11 protein-coding genes, 1 other RNA gene and 1 pseudogene are annotated in these 16,180 nt (G+C 59.8%); 10 read left to right on the top strand and 3 right to left on the bottom strand.

Annotation, left to right across the window (positions count from 1 at the left end):
* Nucleotides 1-291: 291 nt before the first annotated feature.
* Nucleotides 292-2,577 carry a hypothetical protein gene (locus COW1_RS04990; protein WP_201345608.1) on the top strand — a complete coding sequence of 762 codons (2,286 nt, stop codon included), beginning with the start codon at nucleotides 292-294 and terminating at the stop codon, nucleotides 2,575-2,577.
* Between the two features lie 219 nt (nucleotides 2,578-2,796).
* On the opposite strand, the gene COW1_RS04985 is transcribed toward COW1_RS04990, so the two are convergent.
* Nucleotides 2,797-4,449 carry a diguanylate cyclase gene (locus COW1_RS04985; protein ID WP_201345607.1) on the bottom strand — a complete coding sequence of 551 codons (1,653 nt, stop codon included), beginning with the start codon at nucleotides 4,447-4,449 and terminating at the stop codon, nucleotides 2,797-2,799.
* 171 nt (nucleotides 4,450-4,620) lie between these two features.
* On the opposite strand from COW1_RS04985, the pseudogene COW1_RS16975 reads away from it, so the two are divergent.
* The 9 genes and pseudogenes from COW1_RS16975 to COW1_RS04940 all read left to right on the top strand — a co-directional run.
* Nucleotides 4,621-4,824: pseudogene (locus tag COW1_RS16975) on the top strand (exonuclease domain-containing protein); the annotation flags it as partial.
* 309 nt (nucleotides 4,825-5,133) lie between these two features.
* Nucleotides 5,134-5,796 (top strand): hypothetical protein, encoded by a 663-nt coding sequence (locus COW1_RS04975; protein ID WP_201345605.1) that lies wholly within the window; start codon nucleotides 5,134-5,136, stop codon nucleotides 5,794-5,796.
* 231 nt (nucleotides 5,797-6,027) lie between these two features.
* On the top strand, nucleotides 6,028-8,520 hold the full coding sequence (locus COW1_RS04970; RefSeq protein ID WP_201345604.1) for a choice-of-anchor F family protein: 2,493 nt from the start codon (nucleotides 6,028-6,030) through the stop codon (nucleotides 8,518-8,520).
* A 307-nt stretch (nucleotides 8,521-8,827) separates the two neighbouring features.
* The gene (sbcB, locus tag COW1_RS04965) at nucleotides 8,828-10,285 is read left to right on the top strand and encodes an exodeoxyribonuclease I (RefSeq protein WP_096366180.1); all 1,458 of its coding nucleotides are present in this window, start codon (nucleotides 8,828-8,830) and stop codon (nucleotides 10,283-10,285) included.
* Nucleotides 10,286-10,843: 558 nt separating this feature from the next.
* The gene (locus COW1_RS04960; RefSeq protein ID WP_096366181.1) at nucleotides 10,844-11,632 is read left to right on the top strand and encodes an adenylyl-sulfate reductase; all 789 of its coding nucleotides are present in this window, start codon (nucleotides 10,844-10,846) and stop codon (nucleotides 11,630-11,632) included.
* Between the two features lie 27 nt (nucleotides 11,633-11,659).
* Entirely contained in the window at nucleotides 11,660-12,142 is a 483-nt protein-coding gene (gene aprB, locus COW1_RS04955; RefSeq protein WP_096366182.1) for an adenylyl-sulfate reductase subunit beta, read from the top strand.
* Nucleotides 12,142-14,010 (top strand): adenylyl-sulfate reductase subunit alpha, encoded by a 1,869-nt coding sequence (gene aprA / locus COW1_RS04950; RefSeq protein WP_096366183.1) that lies wholly within the window; start codon nucleotides 12,142-12,144, stop codon nucleotides 14,008-14,010. Before aprB ends, aprA begins: the two co-directional genes overlap by 1 nt.
* 144 nt (nucleotides 14,011-14,154) lie before the next feature.
* Nucleotides 14,155-14,547, top strand: coding sequence for a hypothetical protein (locus COW1_RS04945; protein WP_370590885.1), 393 nt, complete (start codon nucleotides 14,155-14,157; stop codon nucleotides 14,545-14,547).
* A gap of 27 nt (nucleotides 14,548-14,574) precedes the next feature.
* A complete protein-coding gene (locus COW1_RS04940) occupies nucleotides 14,575-15,099 on the top strand; it encodes a peptidylprolyl isomerase (protein ID WP_201345602.1) in 525 nt (174 codons plus the stop codon).
* A 103-nt stretch (nucleotides 15,100-15,202) separates the two neighbouring features.
* On the opposite strand, the gene COW1_RS04935 is transcribed toward COW1_RS04940, so the two are convergent.
* Together COW1_RS04935 and ssrA are read right to left on the bottom strand one after the other, a co-directional pair.
* A complete protein-coding gene (locus COW1_RS04935; RefSeq protein WP_201345601.1) occupies nucleotides 15,203-15,364 on the bottom strand; it encodes a hypothetical protein in 162 nt (53 codons plus the stop codon).
* A 358-nt stretch (nucleotides 15,365-15,722) separates the two neighbouring features.
* Nucleotides 15,723-16,114: a transfer-messenger RNA gene (gene ssrA, locus COW1_RS04930) on the bottom strand.
* Between the last annotated feature and the right edge of the window lie 66 nt (nucleotides 16,115-16,180).

Below are 16,180 nucleotides of genomic sequence, written 5' to 3'. Positions count from 1 at the left end.
TATCAATTCTTGAATCTGTTTTTCAATTTGGTTTTGAACGACTGAATGAGTTTGCTTTATCGAAGCTGCTTCTAAGGATAGATGCTGGTCTATGGGAAACGGTTCGAGGCCAGTCATGCAGGAAGATGTTTCGGCTTTTTGACATTTCTGATCCACAGGGAAAATTGATATATCACAACCTTTTTCGGTCTGGAAATCTTTACAATGCTCATATCGAGGGTGATTCCGCATAAGTGAAACAGGCGGGATGCATCATTGGTTTTCTGATAGGGATTTGCAGGTAGCACGATAATGTATTCGCACACCAGTCGGATCGGCACTGCCGGGCTGCTTGTTCTTCTCCTGCTCCAGTTGACTGCGTGCGGTGGTGGCGGCGATGACGCCTCCAGCGGCGGGATGACACCTGATGCCGATCTGCACCTCGGCACCTTCATCGATTCGGCCGTCTCGGGGCTTGGTTTCATCAGTCCCTCCGGCAACGGGCTGACCGATGATGATGGACAATTCAGTTATGCGGCCGGCGAGACCGTGCGTTTTGCCGTGGGTGAGGTGGTGCTGGGCGAGGCGAGGGGCGCGGCCGTGCTCAACCCGCTGGACCTGGTTCCCGACAGTGGTGGCATCAACGACCCACGGGTCCTGGCAATAGCCAGTTTCCTGCAGACGGCGGACAGTGACGCCAATCCCGACAACGGTATCCAGGTGCATGCGCCTCTGGCCGGGCGGTTATGCGATGAACTGGGAGTGGAAGAACTGGAACTGGCGCAACTCGAAGATCCGGTTGCCTTCGCGCAGGCACTGCAGGCCGCGGCCGCGGCGGAAGGGCTGAGCTACGTCGACCCCGCCACGGCCGGGGTCCACCTGAGCGCCAGCCTGACCACACTGATGGCGCATGACTCCGCCTTCAACCCGAACTGGGGTACCGCCGGCGTCTTCACCGGAGCGCAGCGTTGTGCCCAGTGCCACGAGGCCCGTGCCGGCGAGGCACCGTTGCGCCTGCCCGCCGGGGATCCCCAGGGCGAGGATATTAGTCCCTTTACCGACTGGCGCCACAGCATGATGGCGCACAGCTTCGACGACCCCTATTTCCAAGCGGTGTTGCAGGAGGAGGCCGAACACGAATTCCCGGCCTTTGCCGGCCTGATCGAGGATCGCTGCCTGACCTGCCATACGCCCATGGGCCGCAGCCATGCGCGCAAGACCGATACCGGGCTGGACCCGGACGGGTTGTATCGCCTTTCCCAGGCCCGGTCCGACCCGCATGCCCGGGAAGGGGTCAGTTGCACCCTGTGCCACCAGGTCAGGGCGACCGCAGTGGATACGCAGGGGCAACCCGTGGTGGGCGCGGATGCCTTCAGCGGCAACTACCAGATCGGCGACAGCCGCATCATCTACGGCCCCTTCGACAATGTGCGCCAGGCGCCGATGCAGAACCAGGTCAATTACACACCGCAGTATGGACACCAGATGACCGACTCCGGCCACTGCGCCACCTGCCATACCGTGCGTACACCGGTGATGGATGTCGAGACCGGCGCACCGGCGGAACCGGCACGCGAATTCCTGGAGCAGTCGCCCTATCAGGAATGGGAAAACAGCGTGTTCCGCCGCGATGCCGCCAGCCGGCGCGAGTGCCAGGACTGCCACATGCCGCCGCCGGACAACTACGAGACCGCCATCGCCACGCGGCCGACCAACCTAGACGAACGCAGCCCCTACTACCGCCACCGCTTTTTCGGCGGCAACACCCACATGCTGGAAATGCTCCTGGCCTTCCGCGAGGTGCTGGGCATCGAGGGCAGCACCAGCGTGGCGGGGTTCGAGGACAAGATCGCCGCGACCCGCGCCTTCCTGCAGCAGGAAAGCCTCAGTGCCACCATTGCCCGGATGGAGGATGTGGCCGGGACGCTGGTGCTGGACGTGGAGCTGGTCAACCTCAGCGGCCACAAGCTCCCGACGGCCTATCCCAGCCGCCGGATGTGGCTGCATGTGACGGTGGAGGATGGCAACGGCGATGTCATCTTCGAGTCCGGGCGGCCCGGAGCCGACGGGCGTCTGGCCATCGATGCCGAGGCCACCGGAGCGGAGTGCCAGGCGGTGATCAAGCCGGCGGGATTCAGCAATGCCGGCTGCTTCGAACCGCACCGCGATGTCATCACCGACCCGGCGCAGGTGGCGGTATACGAAGCCGTGCTGGGCGACACCAACGGCCATGTCAATCATGTACTGCTGTATGCCGACCGCCTGCTCAAGGACAACCGGCTGCCGCCGCGGGGCTTCCGTCGCAGCGAGGCCGCGGCGGGCACGGAAATCATTCTCGGCGGGATATCCGACAGCGACTTCAACCTCGAGGACGCCGCGGGCGGCAGCGGTGCCGACACAGTCCATTACCGTATCCCGCTGGGCACCACCACGGGCCCCTATACCGCACAGGTGCGCGTGCTCTACCAGTCCATCCGCCCCAGCTTCGTGGCGGGTCTGCACGGTGACGGCGACCGGGTGGAGCGCTTCCGCACGATGTACAGAATGCGGCCGCCCCCGGTGGAGGCGCTGGCGGACATGGAACAGCAACTGCCTTGAGTGTGCGGTGCACGTCGGGCGGCAATCTCTTCCGACAACCCTGAGTGTCGTCTAACCTGCGTTCTCATTCAGTAAGGGCCAAGGGGGGGATGACAGTTACCTGCGCAAGCACGCCCGTCATTGCGAGGAACGAAGTGACGCGGCAATCTCCTGCCGGCTGATACTGTGGTGTGGGATTGCCACGCTGCGTTTATGCCCTTTGGGTGCTCGCGATGACAGCTAAGTCACTACCACGCGATTCCGCCCTTCCCCCTTGGCCCTGTACAGCGCCTCGTCGGCGCGCTTGACCAGGCTGTCGAGGCTGTCGCCGGGCTGGTACTGGGTGACCCCGAGGCTGATGGTGACGCGGCCGGCGCCGGTGAACAGTGTTCCGGCGATGCGTCGTCGCAGTCCCTCTGCGGCCCGGCCCGCGCCCTCGATCCCGGTTTCGGGCAACAGGACGATGAACTCCTCACCGCCCCAGCGTGCCGGGATGTCGGTGTCCCGGACCTGCTCCCTGACGATGGCGGCCAGTTCGCTCAGCACGGCGTCGCCGACATCATGGCCGTGGCGGTCGTTGATGCGCTTGAAGTGATCGATATCGAACATGATCACGGCAAAGGGCCGCTGGTAACGGTTGGTGCGCTCGATCTCCTGGAGCAGCAGTTCCTCGAACTTGCGCCGGTTGTTCAGGCCGGTCAGTACGTCGTGACTGGCCTGATGCTCCAGTTCCCCGGCCAGGCGCTTGCGCGCCAGCGCTGCGCCGATGAGATCCGCGCTCACCTGCAGCGGTCTGATCTCGGCGGGTCGCAGGCTCGGCCGCGGTTCGGGGAAGGACAGGATCAGTATGCCTTCCAGCGTACCGTCTCGCAGTATGGGCAGGCACAGCACCGATTGCGCGCCGCCGGCCTCCAGCAGCGAGTATTCGATGCTGTCCCTGCCGGCCCGGTCGCGGCTGACGATCACGGCCTCGCCGCGAATGAGCCGGGTCTGATAGGGCGCGACCACCACGGCCGGGATATGGAAGTCGGCCTCCAGTGGCCCAGTGCCGGGGGCGCACCACTGCAGAAACAGATTGAAGCCGCCGGTCTCGTCACTGTAATCCAGCAGGCTGCAGCGGCTGGCTGCCATATTCTCGCCCAGCCGGGTGATGGCGTTGGTAATACCGTCACCGGTGCCTCCCACGCCGCAGTTGAGCAGCCGGAGCGAGATTTCGCGTACCTGTCCCTCCATTTCCAATTGCCGCACCAGCTTCGCCTCGGCCCGTTTGCGGGCCGTGATATCGACCGCGGTGGAGACAATCCGCTCGCGGCCGCCCACCGGCACCAGCCGCAGAAAGACGTCTTCCCAGATCTCGCTGCCGTCGAGGCGCCGGGTACGCCATTCGAAGCGCTGCGGCCCTGCCTCGCGTGTGCGCTGGAACAGTTCCCTGGCCTCCTGCAGCGAATAGGGCGGTTCCGACCAGATGGCGCGGCTCACGAAGGCCGCATGGTTCAGCGCCTCGACACTGTCCACGCCGTAGCTGGCCAGGGCCTTTTCACTGGCCTGCAGGACTTCCATGCTGTCCGGATCATGGACCATGACCGATACGGCGGCATTGTCGAACAGGGCCTGGTACTGTCGGCCGCGTTCCTCCAGTTCCCGGGTGCGGGTCCTGAGCCGGGCCGCGAGCAGGGTGCGTTCGCTGCGCAGGGTACGCAGATATACGGCCAGGAAGATTGCGGCCAGCAGCAGTCCCAGTGCGAACTGCAGGGGCACCACCCAGGGCGGCGTGACCTCGACGGTTTCGGTCAGTGGGGGAGGGGTCTGGGATTCGGCGGCTGGAGCAACAGCATGGGATGCGGCCGTCAGCAGGCACAGCGACACGCATGCTGTGGTGAATCTTGTCATCATGTTATTCATGGTGTTTATCCATCCTAACCGCTGTGCCGGCGGCAGGCCAGAATGCGGCCTGCAATGCACACTGCTTTTGTGGATAATGGGCCGGATACGTCTGTCCGCACAGACTGGTTCCCCGATCCGGCGCCGTGCTAAGGTCGCCCCGGCTTTCATCAAGGCAGTTTCATGACTCAGAACACCCTCTACTGGCACGACTACGAAACCTTCGGTCTGGATCCCAGGCGCGACCGCCCGGTGCAGTTCGCCGGCATCCGCACCGACGAAGAACTGAACATCATCGGCGAACCGCTCAATATTCTCGCCCGGCCGGCACCGGACAGCCTGCCGCACCCGATCTCCTCGCTCATCACCGGCATCACCCCGCAGCAGGTATTTCTCAATCTTGTCACGAACGATCGATTGAGTTTTCTGGCTCGAAGCTGTTTCAAGGATAGATGCTGGCCTATGGAAAGCAGCTTGAGTGCAGCTGCGCAGGACAATGTTTCGGCTTTTTTGCCTTCCTGATCGGAAGGGGAATTGATATATCGCAACCTTTTTCGGTCTGGGAATCCTTACAATCCTCATATCGGGGATGATTCCGGACAAGTGAAGCAGGCGGGATGCATCATCGTTTTCTGATAAGGATTTGCAGGTAACACGAAAATGTATTCACACACCCGTCGGATCGGTTCTGCCGGGATGTTTGTTCTTCTCCTGCTCCAGTTGGCTGCGTGCGGTGGAGGCGGCGGCGATGACGCCTCCAGCGGAGGGACGTCGCCCGATGCCGACCTGCACGTCGGCACCTTCATCGATTCGGCCGTCTCGGGACTTGGTTTCACCAGCCCCTCTGGTGCCGGGGTGACCGATGACGCTGGGCAATTCAATTATGCTGCCAACGAGACCGTGCGCTTCGCCGTGGGCGAGGTGGTGCTGGGCGAGGCGGTGGGCGCGACCGTCCTCAGCCCGCTGGACCTGGTTCCCGATAGTGCTGGTATCGACGACCCAAGGGTGCTGTATGCCGACCGCCTGCTCAAGGACAACCGGCTGCCGCCGCGCGGCTTTCGCCGCAGCGAGGCCGCAGCGGGGACGGAAATCATTCTCGGCGGAGTGTCCGACAGCGACTTCAACCTCGAGGACGCCGCTGGCGGCAGCGGCGCCGACGCAGTTCATTACCGAATCCCGCTGGCGGACAGTGTCGGTCCCTACACCGCCCGGGTGCGCGTGCTCTACCAGTCCATCCGTCCCAGTTTCGTGGCCGGGCTGCATGGTGATGGCGACCGGGTGGAGCGCTTTCGCACCATGTACCGGATGTTGCCGCCGACGGTGGAGCAACTGGCCAGTACCCAGCAGGTACAGAACTGAGTGCTGAAGGCAGACCGCTGATTTTCTTGACGAAAGGCTGTCATTCCGCTCGCCCGGGGCAGGAGGGCGGAGTCCATCCGCCTTGTCCACTGCATGGTGTCCGGGATCGGTGCATCTATTGATTTACGTAAGTGTGAGTCGTGCAACAGGGATCTATCTTGCCTTCATGAGGTTTAATCCTGGGCCGGATAGTCGGAACCGGGTGGCTGTGGTTCTTGTACGACCTTTATATTGACCATTGAAATCCAGCTAGATGTGATGGAAGCTGATTTCAGCCTCTCTCTGCCAACTTATTTCAATCCGGAGGAATCAATGAATTGCGGGCGGAAAATTAATGTAAAGCGTTACATGGCAGGAATGTCCAGATGGAGTGTTGTTGCCGGAGGCGCACTCTGTGCGGGGCTGATCGCCGGTGCGGCGGTTTCCCAGGAACCAACCCCGTCAACCTACACCGATGTTTCGGTGCCGCAGATGACGGGTTGGAATGAGGTGAACCGGTTGACGGTCCTGCCCGGCATCGACGGCTATACCGGTGCTTCCCCCCGTACCCATATCTACACCAGTCAGGCCGCCAAAGAGGCGGCGGAGACCGCCTTCCAGGCCGACCCGGACGCAGCGGATATCGAGGATACCCTCTGGATAAACAGTCCCGCAGCGGTTTACTTCGAACTCGATGACGGCAGCGGCCGCCCCCCTGGTATCCAGGTAGTCACGGACGATCTGGATTTCCCGACCAACAACTGCATCATGGCATCCGGCGAGCGGGAGTCCGCTGATTTCCCGGGTACCATTGTCCCGAAGTTGTGTAGTGATCCGCCAAGCAGCTCCAAGCGCTATTTCCTGGAGATCCGGAAGGCGGATGTTCCGGTGGATCTGGTGTTCGACGTTGGCATGAAGGATATCCGCTACAAGGGCGTTAAGGATCCCGAGGACGATGGTGGTGAGGCGTTGGAGGCCTTTCGTGAGGAGTATGGCATCGGCCGTATCTACCGCGTTATCCAGAAGGTCATCAATAACTCCGATGAGCGCTGGGTTGGCGTGAATGTTGAGGTGGGCCACGGTGTTGGCAGCGCATTCGAGCGCTTCAATTTCGCCGAGGATGGCATCGCCTTCGAGCTCAGGAATCTCGTGCCCAGGGAATTCTTTGAAGGTGAAACCGGTGCGCCGGACATCGAGGTCTGGGACCCTACCCGATATGCCACCTACTCACCAAAACTGTTCGATGACGGGTCACGTGAGCGTTTTGACCCCGGCTTTTTCGATGATGAGGCTGGCGGTTTGTTCCCACCTCAGGCCACCAGCGGTGATCCGGAAAAAACGCCGTTCATCTTCAGTGGTACTGATGCGAAGCTTGATGGCTCCGGTTCCTATGGCGCGATCACGTTGAACCATTTCAGTATGGTTGATACCCAGGCTGTGGGCAGTGGTATTCCTCAAGGTGTATTTGGTTACGTATTGTCTGATTCTCTGGCTCCGTACGTTATTGCCCGATACGATGACGGCGACCCGGAAGCTGAATCGGATGCCGTTGAAGCCTGGTGGGACGGTGCGGATTGGCGCTATGGTCTGGCGGGAAGTGCTGACGGACTGACCGGCCCCTTCGAAACCGTACCCGATGCGCAGCTGACCGGCTGGGCCAGCAAACTGCTCGGGCTCGAGCCTACCGAGGGAGACACCGTCCGTTACGACAGTATCCTCGGTGATGACTTCGCGACTCAGAATATGGATGTCTACATCTATATCAGCGACGGCATTCTGGACGAAGCCGGTGAGCCGAAGTTCGACAACATCACCCTGCGGGTGACAGGTGTTTCGGTGGACGCCGCCGGCCTTGCCGGGCAGTTGGGTACCGCTGAACCCGCCTGGATCGACAATGCTGGAGAAAACAACTTTGAGAGTCTGTTGAGTTACCTGATCACGGATGAACCGGCTGCTCTGAATGATCTGGAGACTATGTACGAAAATGATCCCACTGATGCCAATTTCGATCCGGCTTCCATTCCCCTGAACATCGACGTGCTTGCCAATGATGTGTTCAATGGCGAGCTCATCAAAGACAGCGGTGATGTGACTGTTGACAGTGTTCAGATTACAGTGTCGCCTGATGCTGCCGTGGGTACGGCCGTGGTCAATACCAGCGGTGCATTCCCGACCATTGACTTCACGCCTGCAGTGGGCTTCACCGGGCTTGCTACCTTCAAGTACACGGTGACCGTCAGCGGTACGGATAGCGGAGGGGGCGCGATAAGCAATGTAGTCTCCAACGAGGCAACGGTAGCCGTCCGGGTGAACGCATTCCCCGACCCGGAAGCCCCGGTCGCGGCCAATGACTCGGCGGTTACCTTCAAGGACACGTCGGTAACCATTGATGTGCTGGCCAATGACACCCTGCCGACCGGTACCCCGGACGTGAAGGTTCTCGATGAGCCTCTGGCCGGCAGCGTGGTTGTCCAGAACAACGAGTTAGTCTATACGCCGGCTACGGGATTCGTTGGATTGGACCGGTTCACCTATACAGTGACTGTCAATGGCAAAACCTCCAATGCCGCGCTGATCACCGTGCGTGTGGACGACCCGGAGGATATCACCGAGGATGAATCATCATCCGGTAATGGCGGTGGCGGTTGCACCCTCGCCGTCAACGGCCGGTTCGATCCGACTCTGCCGCTGATACTGGCGGCAATGCTGGGCGTCGCCGGCTGGCGCCGGTTCCGGACCCGGTGAAACGCGGCCGGTCATCCCGGCCGCCGCTCCGGTGGCCGGACTGACCGGTTTCAATTCGAGTAATCATCACGGGCCGGGTGGGGCGCTATGCTCCACCCGGTTTCTTTTGGGTCGGCGATGACGTGTCTGATTCGCCTTGTCCGCCGCTGTTTTGCAGTGCTTTACCAAGCCTGCAGCGTATCGCGCAGGACGCGCCCCGGCACGTCTGTAATTGCCATGGATTTTCATGGATAATCCTGCACCCATGACAATCCGACGAACACCCCGTCCGCTGCGTACCGGGACATCGGCTTTTCAAGGCAATTTCATGACCCAGAACACGCTTTACTGGCACGATTACGAAACCTTCGGTCTGGATCCCAGGCGCGACCGCCCGGTGCAGTTCGCCGGCATCCGCACCGACGAAGAACTGAACATCATCGGCGAACCGCTCAATATTCTCGCCCGGCCGGCACCGGACAGCCTGCCGCACCCGATCTCCTCGCTCATCACCGGCATCACCCCGCAGCAGGCACTGGAGCAGGGCCTGCCCGAGGCGGAGTTCATCGCCCGCATCCTGGCCGAACTCGCGCAGCCCGGCACCTGCGGCGTGGGTTACAACTCCATGCGCTTCGATGACGAGGTCACCCGCAATACCCTCTACCGGAACCTCTACGATCCCTATGGCCGCGAGTGGCAGAACGGCAACTCGCGCTGGGATCTGATCGACGTGGTGCGTGCCTGTCATGACCTGCGACCGGAGGGCATCGTCTGGCCGCAACGCGAGGATGCCGCCCGCCCCAGCTACAAGCTGGAGGAACTCACGGTCGCCAACGGCATCGCCCATGAACAGGCGCACGATGCCCTGGCCGATGTTCATGCCACCCTGGCCATGGCGCAGCTGATCCGGAACAAACAGCCGAAGCTGTATGACTTTCTCTATCAGCTGCGGCGCAAGCAGGCAGTACTCAAGTACATCGATCTCAAGGAGATGACACCTATCCTGCACACCTCGGGCATGTACGGCAGCGACCACGGCAATACCCGCATGGTGGTACCCGTCGCCGCTCACCCGGTGAACAAGAACAGCATCATCGTATTCGATCTGTCGCAGGATCCCTCGCTGCTGCTCGATCATGGAGTGAAGACGCTGACCGAGCGCCTGTATACCGCCAGCGAGGATCTGCCCGAGGGGGTGGAGCGGCCCGCGCTCAAGCAGCTGCTGGTGAACAAGTGCCCGGTGATCGCACCCACCTCGACCCTGACCGGCGAGGCCGCGGCACGGCTCAACATCGACCTCATGGCCTGCCGCCGGAACCGCCAGCGGCTGCTGGACGCGCGTAAGGAGGTACAGAAGAAGCTGGCGAAGATCTTCGAACCGCGCGAGTTCGAGCCTGTCAGTGATCCCGATCTGATGATCTATGCCGGCGGCTTCTTCGACGACAAGGACAAGGCCCTGATGGAGCGGGTCCACCAGACGCCACCCGATCAGCTTGATGGTCAGGGCTGGAACTTCAGCGATGAACGTCTGGGCGAGATGCTGTTTCGCTATCGTGCCCGCAATTATCCCGAAACACTCGGGCCCGAGGACCAGGACCGTTGGCTGGCGCATTGCCGTGCCCGTCTGCTGGAGGGCGAGGCGGGGCATCTGAGTTTCAGCGGCTTTCGCGAGGAACTGGATCAGCTGCGCGCCGAACTGACAGATGATGCCGGCAAGCAGGCGCTGCTCGACGAGGTGGCGGCCTTCGGTCGGGAACTCGAACGCTTCGTCCAGGGCCGGGTCTGAGGCCGGCGGTTCGCGCCGACTTCCCATAATCGTAATTCATGGGAGGGCAAAGTAAATTTAATATGCTATTTTTGATCGATTTTACCCATAGTCATCCGGCGTGGTCGCTGTTAAAATGCGCGGCTTAGTGTGGATTCCTTCGCTGATACAGGTGGGGCGGACTACACTTTGCGGATCCGGACTTTTCTGCCTGGAATGCCAGGCGGCGGCAGGCAGAGCAGCCGACCAGGAAATGAAAACAGTTATCATTTGGGGCGCTCTCTGACCGCCGCGATGGTTCCACGGCACGTGCGCAGCGTCGCTGCAGCGTTTTTCGGATCACATCGGGTTACGGAATCGGCATGGCCGAGGCCGTCAATGCCTGCAGATGACAACATACAGCTGGGCCTGTAATCAGAAATACTTATGGTCCCAGAAATCTTAACTTGTTGTAATGGCGTTTAAATCCATTCACACTCCGGGCCACAGAAACATAAGCTGAGGAGACTCGAGTCCATGATCGCGAACAACCCCTTCGCCGAACTTGCGCAAGTTTCGGCATTTATTTCTCCTTCCATCATGCAGGGGTACGTCATCCTGATGGTCATTCTGGTTGCCGTCGGCACCATTCTTGACATGATGCACAAGAAGAGTGCCCAGTACTTCTTCGAGAATGCCAAGCAGGCAGAGAAAAGTGCCAAGCGCACCCTGAGCGGAGGCGAGAAGGCCTCGCTCGCGATGCAGACTGTCGCCAGCGAAGTCCTGACCTCGTCGGAGTTCAAGAATCCCCGTCGTCGTGCCTCGCACCTGCTCACCATGTGGGGTTTCATCGTCTTTGTCGTCAGCACCGCCGTCCTGATCTTCGGCTATGCAACGTCGGCCGAGGCCGGCATCTGGCCGCTGCTGTGGCACCTGGGCGCGCTGTCTCTCGCCGTCGGCGGTTACTGGTTCTGGTTCGCCATCCGTGTCGATCTCTTCTCTGAAGGCGTGAAGTGGTACAACTTCAACGGTCGCGGCGACATCTTCATTGTCGGCCTGCTCGCCACCTCGACCTTCGCACTGCTCTGGTCCTTCACCATGGGCGGCGGCGCAGTGAATACGCTGTTCTTCGTGCTGTTCATCGCCAGCGCCACGGTACTGTTCGGCAGCGTCTACTGGTCCAAGTTCGCGCACATGTTCTTCAAGCCTGCTGCGGCTTACCAGAAGAAGTGCATCAAGGCGGACGGTTCGCGTGAGAATCTGCCTGATGACTATGATCTGTCGGATCCCGCCGTCCAGAAACGGTATCCTGATATCCCGGAATACATGGGCAGCAACCCGCCCAATATGGGGCTCGGTATCAACCGCGAACCCCCTCGTCACTACTAATTAATTTTCAAAAGTAAGGAGTATTTCATGCCAACTTTTGTATATATGACTCGTTGTGACGGTTGTGGTCATTGTGTCGATATCTGCCCGTCAGACATCATGCACATCGACAAGGTCACCCGTCGCGCCTACAACATCGAACCCAATATGTGCTGGGAGTGCTACTCCTGCGTCAAGGCCTGCCCGCATCAGGCAATCGACGTTCGGGGCTATGCAGACTTCGCCCCGCTGGGTCACTCGGTCCGAGTGAAGCGTGACGAGGAGAAGGGCGTTATCGCCTGGCGCATCAAGTTCCGCAACGGCCAGAAAGACATCGATCTGCTGGCGCCCATCACGACCAAGCCCTGGGGAACCTGTATCCCTCAGCTTGCCGATGTGTCGGCGCCTACACAGGAGCAGCGCGACAGCCAGCTGCTGTTCAACGAACCCAAATACATACGGCTCGACGATGGTGATATACACACCCTCAAGTCAAATGGCCTGAAAATGAAAGCAGGGGTGTACTACTGATGGCTTACGAAACAATCGTTGAAGACAATATCGATATCCTGGTCTGCGGCGCAGGCCTCGGTGGTACCGGTGCTGCATGGGAAGCCAGGTACTGGGGACAGAACAAGAAGATCGTCATCGCCGAGAAGGCGAACATCGATCGTTCCGGTGCTGTAGCGCAGGGGCTGTACGCCATCAACTGCTACATGGGAACCCGTTTCGGGGAGAACAACCCGGAAGATCACGTCCGCTATGCGCGCATCGACCTGATGGGCATGGTGCGTGAGGATCTGCTGTTCGACATGGCGCGTCACGTGGACTCCGCCGTGCACCAGTTCGAAGAGTGGGGTCTGCCCCTGATGCGCGATCCCAAGACCGGTGCCTATCAGCGTGAAGGCCGTTGGCAGATCATGATTCACGGTGAGTCCTATAAGCCGATCGTCGCGGAAGCCGCGAAGAAGTCGGCCGACAAGGTGTTCAACCGTATCTGCGTCACCCATCTGCTGATGGACGAGTCCAAGGACAACCGTGTCGCTGGTGCTGTCGGATTCAACGTCCGCACCGGTAACTACCACGTGTTCAAGTCCAAGACCGTTATCGTCGCCGCCGGTGGCGCCTCCAACATCTACAAGCCGCGTTCAGTCGGTGAGGGTGCCGGCCGTGTCTGGTACGCCCCCTGGTCCTCGGGTTCGGCCTACGGCCTGCTGATCGGCGCCGGCGCCAAGATGACCCAGATGGAGAACCGCATCGTACTGGCTCGCTTCAAGGACGGTTACGGTCCGGTGGGTGCCTACTTCCTGCACCTCAAGACCTACACCCAGAACTGCCTGGGTGAAGAGTACGAATCCAAGTGGTGGCCGCAGCTGCAGGAGATGGTCGGCAAGGAATATCTGGATCCGGAAGCGTCTCACCGGACCCACCGCCCGATCCCGACCTGCCTGCGTAACCATGCGCTGATCAGCGAGGTCAACGCCGGTCGTGGTCCGATTCACATGGTGACCATGGAAGCCTTCCAGGACCCGCATCTGGAAGAAATCGGCTGGCACAACTTCCTGGGTATGACCGTCGGTCAGGCAGTGCTCTGGGCGGCCACCGACGTGGATCCGAAGAACGAGAACCCGGAACTGACGACCTCCGAGCCCTATGTCATGGGTTCGCACGCCACCGGTTGCGGCGCCTGGTGCTCAGGTCCGGAAGATATCTCTCCGGAGGAGTACTTCTGGGGCTATAACCGCATGACCACGGTCGAAGGTTTGTTCGGTGCCGGTGACGCCGTCGGCGGTACTCCGCACGCGTTCTCCTCGGGTTCCTTCACCGAAGGCCGTCTGGCCGCCAAGGCTGCCTGCAGGTACATCGACGACGGTAAGGCTGAAGGTATCGTCGTGTCCGAGAAGCAGATCGAAGATCGCAGGAAAGAGATCTACAAGCCGATGGAGCATTACCGTATCTACCGCAACGAGATCACCGCGGGTACGGTCAATCCCAACTACATCAATCCGCGTCAGGGCCTGGATCGCCTGCAGAAGCTGATGGATGAGTATGCCGGCGGCGTAACGGTCAACTACATGACCAACGAGAAGCTGCTGCACATCGGCCTCAAGAAGCTCAAGATTCTGGAAGAGGATCTTGAGAAGATCGCTGCAGAGGATGTCCATGAACTGCTGCGTGCATGGGAGCTGAAGCATCGTCTTCTCACCTCCGAGGCCGTCATGCAGCATACCCTGTTCCGTAAGGAAACCCGCTGGCCCGGCTACTACTACCGCGGCGACGCACTCAAGGTGGATGACGAGAACTGGCACGTGTTGACCGTTTCCCGTCGCGACCCGAAGACCGGGGAATACACCATGGAGAAGGCGCCTTGTTATCACCTGGTGGGTGAGGACGAGTAGTCACACATACGACAGGGATGTAATGCGAGGGATCTCTACGAACGGTAGAGATCCCTCGGTTTTCCGGCCGGACCTGAAAAGATCAACAGCTGTTGATCTTTTTTCGTTATTACGGCGACAACGATCTATTGACTCGGTGGACAGATGAATATGACGACTGAAGCATCCACAGAAGGACAGGACTTCAAAAATATCCTGGACCATACCGATGAGGAACTGCAGGCGATCGCTCATCCCATGTGGGAAGAACTGATCGAGTATTCGAACAAGGGACAGTACGGTAAATTCATCAAGAAGTTTTCCTACAACCTGCTGTTCGGCCTGAACGAAGTCGAGGTGGGCAAGCAGTTTGTCAAGAGTGCACTGACGCGCAGCCTGGATCCGAATTATGACTTCCTGGGCTTTATCCGCCGCGGCGAGCATGTCACATGTCTGTACCGTGTCAGAAGCACCAAGAAGGAAGGTGAGTGGCTGGGGCGTATGGTGCTCGGCTACGAGGACGGCGAAGTCAGAATTTTCGGTGCCTCCATCTTCTAGAATGTTACCAGCTTTATCGAGACCATCATGACCGAGATCAGCAAGGACATCATCACGGACGGTAAATACGTCGAACTTAAATACAAGGTCATCGACGTCAAGACCGACAGTGTTTTAACCGAAATCGAGTACCCTCTGGGCTACGTGCAGGGCGTCAATGAGGTACTGGCCCCGGCCGTCATGCAGAAGCTGGAAGGCAGGGCGGCAGGCGACACGATCGAGGTGCCGATCGACTGCAATCAGCTCTACGGCCCCAGAGATGAATCCCTGGTCATTACCGAAAACATCAATAACGTCCCTGAGGAGTACCGCGAGGTCGGTACGGCCATCCTGATGGAGAATGACAGGGGGCAGACCAAGAGCTTCCTGGTGACGCGTATCGCCGGCGATTACATTACCATCGACGGCAACAATCCCCTGTGTGGTCGGCAGGTGATTTTCAAGCTCGAGGTCCTGACAGTCCGCGACGCGACTGAGGAAGAGATCGAGTTCGGCGGCAAGGTGGAAAAGGGGCCGGATCTGGCCGGGGCCGGCAAGCAGGTGCCGATCTGAAGTCGTCTATGGCTGCCTGATCGGTTGCCGGGGGACGGTAGAGATTGAGGAAGTGAAAGAACGAGTGGCCGCGCGCCCGTAAGGGGGCGCGCGGCGCTTCGTTTCAGGGGCGCTTCGGGGTCTGGTATGCCTGCTCTTTCTGGAACGATTCCCAGATGGTGTCGTAGCCCACGTAACCCTTTTCATTCGGCTCTTTCTGACGGGTGATCAGAAAACGGGACTTGCCTTCGGGAACCTTGGGTCGGGTCTTGGGTGCGTCGCTCATAATTCATCTCCTCTGGGCAGTAGAAACGGCAGTTGAATAAACCACTTATCTCAAACTCCCAATTCTACCGCAGCATGCATCATTTGCCAATGTCTACAGTGCGTATCCTGCCGGCAATTCCAGCCCACTGATATTCAGCGAAAGCAAAAGGGCCACCCTTTCGGGTGGCCCTTTGTGTTTGGTGGAGGCGGCGAGAATATTCGGCCTGCGGCCTCACCCGCAAGGGGCCGCCGGCGCGTCCGGCACGCCGGCGTTCTGCGACACCTTCCGGTGTCTTGTCGAACTCGCTCCGCTCGTACTTTGATTCCCGCGTCGTTAACGCAAAACGCCACCCGCAGGGGGTGGCGTTTCACGTTAATGGTGGAGGCGGCGAGAATCGAACTCGCGTCCGCAGGTCCTCCGCCATCGGCTCTACATGCTTATCCGCGCCTTTGTATTTAACTGCCGGCTACCCGACGGGCAGGGAAGACCAACAGCGATTCCGGTTGGAGTTTAACGAATCTGCCCCGGACGAGCTTCATCGCGATCCTGTGAGAATCGACGCCTGAATGTCCCGTCTACCCGAAGGTATAAAGGACTCTGGACGCACAGGCACGGCTCCAGTCAGACGGCATTCTACCGGTTTTTAAGCGGCGAGTGCGTAGTTGTCGTCGTTGGCAACTATGATTGTACAGATGGATTTACGAGGGAATCTGTATCCTCGGCATGCACCTCAGGTTTTGTAACCCACGTCGAAACCAGGTCGCCCCCGATTTCGGTGTGTCTTCCCTAATATGCGGCCAATCAGCGGGTTTTTCAAGGCCGGATCTGCCGCAT

The sequence above is a fragment of the Thiohalobacter sp. COW1 genome (assembly GCF_016629505.1).
GTDB classification, from domain to species: Bacteria; Pseudomonadota; Gammaproteobacteria; order Thiohalobacterales; family Thiohalobacteraceae; genus Thiohalobacter; species Thiohalobacter thiocyanaticus_A.
This window is presented reverse-complemented; position numbering and strand designations above follow the sequence as displayed.

Coding starts and splice junctions, on each gene's coding strand:
- COW1_RS04940 (WP_201345602.1), top strand. CDS start 14,575: ATGACCGAGATCAGCAAGGACATCATCACGGACGGTAAATACGTCGAA.
- COW1_RS04935 (WP_201345601.1), bottom strand. CDS start 15,364: ATGAGCGACGCACCCAAGACCCGACCCAAGGTTCCCGAAGGCAAGTCC.
- COW1_RS04990 (WP_201345608.1), top strand. CDS start 292: ATGTATTCGCACACCAGTCGGATCGGCACTGCCGGGCTGCTTGTTCTT.
- aprB (WP_096366182.1), top strand. CDS start 11,660: ATGCCAACTTTTGTATATATGACTCGTTGTGACGGTTGTGGTCATTGT.
- sbcB (WP_096366180.1), top strand. CDS start 8,828: ATGACCCAGAACACGCTTTACTGGCACGATTACGAAACCTTCGGTCTG.
- aprA (WP_096366183.1), top strand. CDS start 12,142: ATGGCTTACGAAACAATCGTTGAAGACAATATCGATATCCTGGTCTGC.
- COW1_RS04960 (WP_096366181.1), top strand. CDS start 10,844: ATGCAGGGGTACGTCATCCTGATGGTCATTCTGGTTGCCGTCGGCACC.
- COW1_RS04985 (WP_201345607.1), bottom strand. CDS start 4,449: ATGATGACAAGATTCACCACAGCATGCGTGTCGCTGTGCCTGCTGACG.
- COW1_RS04945 (WP_370590885.1), top strand. CDS start 14,155: ATGAATATGACGACTGAAGCATCCACAGAAGGACAGGACTTCAAAAAT.
- COW1_RS04975 (WP_201345605.1), top strand. CDS start 5,134: ATGTTTGTTCTTCTCCTGCTCCAGTTGGCTGCGTGCGGTGGAGGCGGC.